At 69.2% G+C, this 5,785-nt stretch carries 5 protein-coding genes; 1 reads left to right on the top strand and 4 read right to left on the bottom strand.

Annotated elements, in window-relative coordinates:
- Positions 1–81: 81 nt before the first annotated feature.
- From ABZ260_RS45220 to ABZ260_RS45205, 4 genes are all read right to left on the bottom strand, one after another.
- Positions 82–1,521, bottom strand: coding sequence for an FHA domain-containing protein (locus ABZ260_RS45220; RefSeq protein ID WP_355630468.1), 1,440 nt, complete (start codon positions 1,519–1,521; stop codon positions 82–84).
- On the bottom strand, positions 1,518–1,955 hold the full coding sequence (locus tag ABZ260_RS45215; RefSeq protein WP_350919207.1) for a hypothetical protein: 438 nt from the start codon (positions 1,953–1,955) through the stop codon (positions 1,518–1,520). The genes ABZ260_RS45220 and ABZ260_RS45215 overlap by 4 nt, the downstream gene beginning before the upstream one ends.
- Before the next feature lie 13 nt (positions 1,956–1,968).
- Entirely contained in the window at positions 1,969–3,504 is a 1,536-nt protein-coding gene (locus ABZ260_RS45210; RefSeq protein ID WP_355630466.1) for a hypothetical protein, read from the bottom strand.
- Between the two features lie 158 nt (positions 3,505–3,662).
- Complete coding sequence (locus ABZ260_RS45205) at positions 3,663–4,751, bottom strand: site-2 protease family protein (protein WP_350965946.1); 1,089 nt, start codon at positions 4,749–4,751, stop codon at positions 3,663–3,665.
- Between the two features lie 179 nt (positions 4,752–4,930).
- Between ABZ260_RS45205 and ABZ260_RS45200 the strand changes: the two genes are divergently transcribed.
- The coding region (locus ABZ260_RS45200; RefSeq protein WP_355630463.1) for a RecB family exonuclease at positions 4,931–5,785 on the top strand (855 nt) is incomplete at its 3' end.

Raw genomic sequence — 5,785 nt, 5'->3', positions numbered from 1 at the left:
GCGAAAGGACCCCGAGAACACGCCGGGCGGTACGGCCATGGCCGTACCGCCTGGAAACCGCCAGGAAGGCGAAAGGCGTTCTCAGCGGTTGCGGTGTGACTCGTAGCGCATGGTGCGCGAGACACCGATCCGCACGGTGGTGCCGGGCATGATCGTAACCGGCTCGTTCGGCGGGATGTCGTAGAAGTTGGGGTCACCGGGCGGCTGGATCTGGGTGCCGTTGACAGATCCCAGATCGACCAGGTTGACGTCCCAGCCGTCCAGCGCCACCCGCAGATGCCGGCGGGAGACCGAGCCGTCGGGGCTGGTGACCTTGGCCGGGCGCACAGAGCCGTCGGCCACCTCGGGTGCCCGCTCGGGGTCGCGGCCCACCAGGTAGTCGGTGTCGAGCCGCAGCGTGAGGCCGTCGTCCAGGAGCAGGACCCCCAGCGGCGGGCGCGGCCCCTTGTAGGGAACGAGGGTGCGCTGGACCAGTGCGATACCGCAGACCGCGCAGTAGGGCACGCGAGGGTCGTTGAAGTGGTCGTTCTTGCAGTCGACCCCGTAGACCAGCGGCCGCGCCTCGGGTTCGGCCCCGGAGTTCGGCGCGGGCGCCGGAGACTCGGCCCCGGACTGTGAACCGCCGGGCGTCAGCAACTCGTACTCGAACGGCTGGTCGCGGACGTCGACGGGATCCCCGCCCATCCCGCTGGCCCTGGCCGTGTCGATGTCCTCGTGACGGACCTCTTCATGGTGGACCATCGCGGGGGCGGGTCCGGTGGAGGGCATCGGCCCCTGCGGGGAGGCCGCGGGGATCGGCTCGGAGTGCCACGCCTGCGGCTGCGGCTCCATCGGCGGCGGGGCGGTGACCGGCGGATAGGGATCCGCCGGGCCCAGGGGGTAGGGCGCCGGCGGGGCGCCCTCCGGGAGGGCCGACCACTCGGGGGAGGCCGGCCGCTCGGGTGGCGCGGGCATCGGGGTGGGCGCGGGGGCCACGGGCTCCATCCGGGGCGCCTGCTGGACCTGTGGCGCGGCGGGCTCCATCCGCGGCATGGCCTGCGGGGCGGCCCCCGCCTCCGTCAGGTCGCACCAGACGCCGCCCGCGACGATCACTCCGGCGTCCAGCCGGGACAGCGGGTGCGCGGCACCGGCGTCGGGCAGGCTCAGCTCCACCCGGGTCACCGGGCCGGGAACCAAGCGGTCGGACCAGGTGAGCGCGTCACGCCCGGCGAGCTGGATCTCACCGGCCGCGCCGGTCACCGCCGCGAACGCCGGGCCGCTGACCAGGACGGCCACTCCCCCGCTGACCGGACCGGCGACGGCACACGCCACCGGCTCGCCTATCACGACGGCGAGGATCTGGGCGACCCGGCGGGCCAGCGACCGGCCGTCGCCGCCCGAGGCCGCGGTCTCCCGCAGCGCCCCCAGCAGATCCTCAACGACGGCCTCGGCCGCGTCGCACACCAGCAGCAGGCCGCCCACATGGGCCACCAGCCCGTTGCCCGGAAGCGGACGCACCACCCCGAAGCCCTGGTCGGTCACAGAACTCTCCCTCCCCGGAAACGCCACCGGATGAACGGCACCCGCATGGGGCCGTTCGTCACCAGCCAGATGCATACCCAGACGACCGTGAAGTGCGTCCAGAAGGCGGCCGGCGGAACCGGATCGATAACATCGACTGCACCGGACCGTAGCAAAAAGTACAGCACAAGGCCTTCGGGCACGAGCGTCAGCAGACCGAAGAGGGTCGGCCAGTCCTTCTCCCATCTGAACTGCATCAGGAAGTGATATATCAGCTCCCAGACGATCCCCAGCACGGCTACCGCCGCGAGGACCAGGAACCCGTTGACGTAGCGCTCGGAGAGCGGCCCGGAGGAGCCGGGAAGCACCGGCACGATCAGCAGGGTGATGATCGCGCCAACGGTGGCGAGCATGAAGAGGCGCGTCTGAATACGGCCCCACAGAGTCGGAACCACGGGGGACTACTCCTTACAGCGACGAGTTGAAGGCCCATTTGAACCACTGCGAGGTCGAGCGCAGCGGTCCCATCTTTTTGACGAACCCTCGTCTTGCCAGATCGTCGGCTATCTCCTGAGCCGCGATCTGCAGGCCGAGGAAGGTGTCGACACCCGGGAAGTAACCTCCGAGCGTGGCCGATCCCGAGGCGTAGAGGGCACCGTCACCATTGGCCGTCCCCTTCACCTCGAAGTGGCGCTCCACCTCGAGCCTGCCCACCGGATTGCGGAACGCCCCACCGTGCTGGAGCAGATCCGCGAAGATCCGATGCTCGGCGATGTCGGCCTCCAGGCCGGTGCAGTCGATGATGTAGTCGGAGACCGGCTCGCGGACGATGCCGTCGCTGCTGCGCACGTAGCTGACCAGCCGCCCGTCCTGGCTGTGCTCCACGCGGTCGACGGTGCCCTGCACAGGGTGGTAGTAGCCGCCACTGCGCCCCGCGCGCATCTGCTCCTGCCAGCGTCGCCGGTAGGGGGTGTTGGTGCCGCCCATCTGCTTGTACTTCTTCGCCCGGTCGGTGCCCTCGAGCTTGCGCATCTGCGCCTTGAGCTGACCGCCCCACACCGACTTGGGGTAGTTGAAGCCCTGGTAGGCCCAGCCGTCCCCGCCCTTGCGGCGTGACCAGATGTGCGGGCCGTGGGAGCCGCTGACGAACGTGCGGAAGATGTGGATGATCTGGGTCTGCAGGCCGTACCGCTCCCGGTCGTCGAACAGCCGCTGGAGCACCCGGGAGGCGACGATGCCACCGCCGCGAATGACCACGGTGCCCGGCCTGGTCTTCAGGAACTCGTAGACCTGCTCATGCGGCTCGTAGGCGTTGACGACGTGCTGGTAGTCACCGTGCTTGGTCCGGAACTCCTGCAGGTCGGGCAGGAACTTCAGGCCCGGGTAGCCGATCGCGATGTGCACGAAGCGCGAGCGGAAGATGATGCGCTTGGTCGCCGCCGCGCCGTCCGGCGGGGTGACCACCGTGAAGTAGCCGCCGCCGGCCCGGCGGCGGACCATCCGCACCTGTCCCTTGACCAGCATGTCCCAGTAGTTGATGCGTTTGGCCTCGCGCTCCAGGTTCTCGAAGACCGTGCCCGCGCGCGGGGTCCAGTAGTCGTTCAGGAGCGGTTCGGTGAGGATCTGCCACAGGTACGACGGTTTCTTCTCCTTCCACGCCTCTTCCAGGGCGTAGGAGGGGAACCCCCACAGGTTGTCCGGGCGAGAGGAGGAGTCGGAGCGGATCCGCTCCCCACGGGGGATCTGCGAGCACCTGGTGAGGAACTCGTAGGTCTGCCATGGGTGATCGATATTGGAGACCACCCGCATCTGCGAGGTGGGGACGCCGTAGATCCTCAGATAGTCGAGCGTCACGAAGGAGCCCATGCCGCCACCGACCGTGAGGAACGGGATGTCGTACATGGGTATGCCCGCGGCGGCGACCATCTGGTCGGTCCATTCGGGCGCGCCGAGGAGATCCGGCGTCAGATCGCCGGCCGGAGCCGGCGTGTGGGGGGGTGCCAATTGACGTCCCTTAAGCTACATGGCCAGCCAGTTCACTAGCCAAAACCCTAGTCCTGGTACGAGCCGAAAACGAGTAGGACAAACAGGGATGATTTTCTCTGGTCGTCCTGTCTTCGGCGAGTATTCAGTGAGACGCCTGCAAATGACATGTGGTTCGCTTAAACTCCGCTGAACACTCGATTCACGTCAGACGTCGCGAGCACACCGAAGATCTCGCCACCACGCTCCACCAGTAGATACTCACCCGCCGGGGATTCACGCATGGCGTCGATCAACGGCTCCCCCTCCAGGTCGGCGGCCAGCACCAGCGACGGTTCGAGGCTGCGCGAGAGCGAACCCGTCGTCACCCAGGGGCGGCGGCTCTCCGGAGTGGCCTCCACCGCGACCTCGTTGACGATGCCCGTGGGGTGGCCCTCATGGTCGACGACCACCATCGCCCCCGCCTGCGCCTCCGCCGCCCGGCGCAGGGCCTCGGCCAGCGGCACGTCACCGGTGACCGCGATGGCCCTCCTGGCCAGGGCACGGGCGTTGACCTTGGGGATGCGGGCGCGCACCCGGGCACCGCGCAGCGCCTGGGTGGCACCGAACCAGATGAAGGCGGCCAGCAGCACCGACCAGGCGAACGTCATGTCCGGCGCCGACCTGGTCGCCAGCGCCAGCCCGATGGGGATCGCGACCAGGGCCACGGCCAGCCCCCGGCCCGCCCAGGCCGCGGCGATCGTGCCGGTACCGGGCTTGCGGGTGATCTTCCAGACGCCCGCGCGGAGCATGCGCCCCCCGTCGAGCGGCAACCCCGGCAGCATGTTGAAGACACCGACGATCAGGTTGGCGAACCAGAGCTGGAAGACCAGGACGCCGGGGATCGTTCCGGGGTCGATGATCCGGGAGGCGGCGAAACCGAGCCCGGCCAGGCCGAGCGAGAGCAGGGGGCCCGCGAAGGCCACCATGAACTCCCTGCCGGGCGTCTCCGGCTCGCGTTCGATCTCCGAGACGCCGCCGAGCAGGTAGAGCGTGATGCGCCGGACCGGCAGGCCGTACATCCTGGCGACCACGCAGTGCGCCAGCTCGTGCAGGAGCACCGAGACGTACAGCAGCACCGCGAAGACGAACGCGACGACGTACGTGATCGGGATGCTCAGTTCGGGCAGCCAGTAGGCCACCACGCCCTGGAACGAGTAGGTGATGAACGCCGCCACGATGAGCCAGGTCGGCGAGACGTAGACCGGAATGCCGAACGGCCGGCCCATCCGCAGCCCTGAACTGTCCCGGCGTGGGCTGTCGCTGCTCACCGCTGGCTCACCACTCCTCGTTCAACCCGTGTTCAATCCACCCTCAAGCCTCGATGGTACGCGCCGCCGGACCCCCGGCAGACGCCACGAGGGCACCTCGGGCGCAAACTGTCGTCACCGTGACCTACAGTGCGGTCATGTCGCTGACCGAGCCCACGATCATCGGAGCCCTGTCGCCGTCGCGGGCGGGTGACTTCATGACGTGCCCGCTGCTCTACCGTTTCCGGGTGATCGACAGGCTCCCCGAGCCTCCGTCGCCGGCCGCCGTGCGCGGCACGATGGTCCACTCCGTGCTGGAACGGCTGTACGACCTGCCCGCCCCCGATCGCACGGTCGCCGCGGCCCAGGACCTGCTGGAGCCGCAGTGGCACAGGCTGCAGCAGGAGGATCCTTCGTATGCCGGCATGTTCACCGGTGACGACGACCGCGCCGAGTGGCTGGCCCAGGCCCGCGTCATGCTGGAAAGTTACTTCACCCTTGAGGACCCCACCTGCCTGGAGCCCGCCGAGCGGGAACTCTACGTGGAGGCGGTGCTCGGCAGCGGCCTGATGCTGCGGGGCTACATCGACAGGCTGGACGTGGCGCCCAGCGGCGAGGTCCGCGTCGTCGACTACAAGACCGGCAGCGCCCCGGGGCCCGCCTTCGAGGCCAAGGCGCTGTTCCAGATGAAATTCTACGCGCTGGTGCTGTGGCGGCTGCGCGGCTCGGTGCCCCGCCTGCTCCAGCTGATGTATCTGGGAGGTGGCGGCGAGGTCCTGCGCTACGCACCCGACGAGGCCGACCTGCTGGCCACCGAGAGGAAGGTCCAGGCCCTGTGGCAGGCCATCGAGCGGGCGCTGGAGACGGGTGAGTGGCGAGCCAGGCCCAGCAGACTGTGCGGCTGGTGCAGCTACAAGGACCTGTGCCCGGAGTTCGGCGGCACTCCCCCGCCGGTGCCCGAGCGCCAGCCAGGCGACACCGTCCGCAGCAACCGTGCTGTTGGCGACGCTGCG

It is taken from the genome of Streptosporangium sp. NPDC006013 (genome assembly GCF_040614275.1).
Classification (GTDB): domain Bacteria; phylum Actinomycetota; class Actinomycetes; order Streptosporangiales; family Streptosporangiaceae; genus Streptosporangium.
This window is presented reverse-complemented; position numbering and strand designations above follow the sequence as displayed.

Bases quoted from the DNA above. Each gene is read 5' to 3' on its own strand.
- ABZ260_RS45205 (WP_350965946.1), bottom strand. From the start codon at position 4,751: ATGGGCCGGCCGTTCGGCATTCCGGTCTACGTCTCGCCGACCTGGCTC.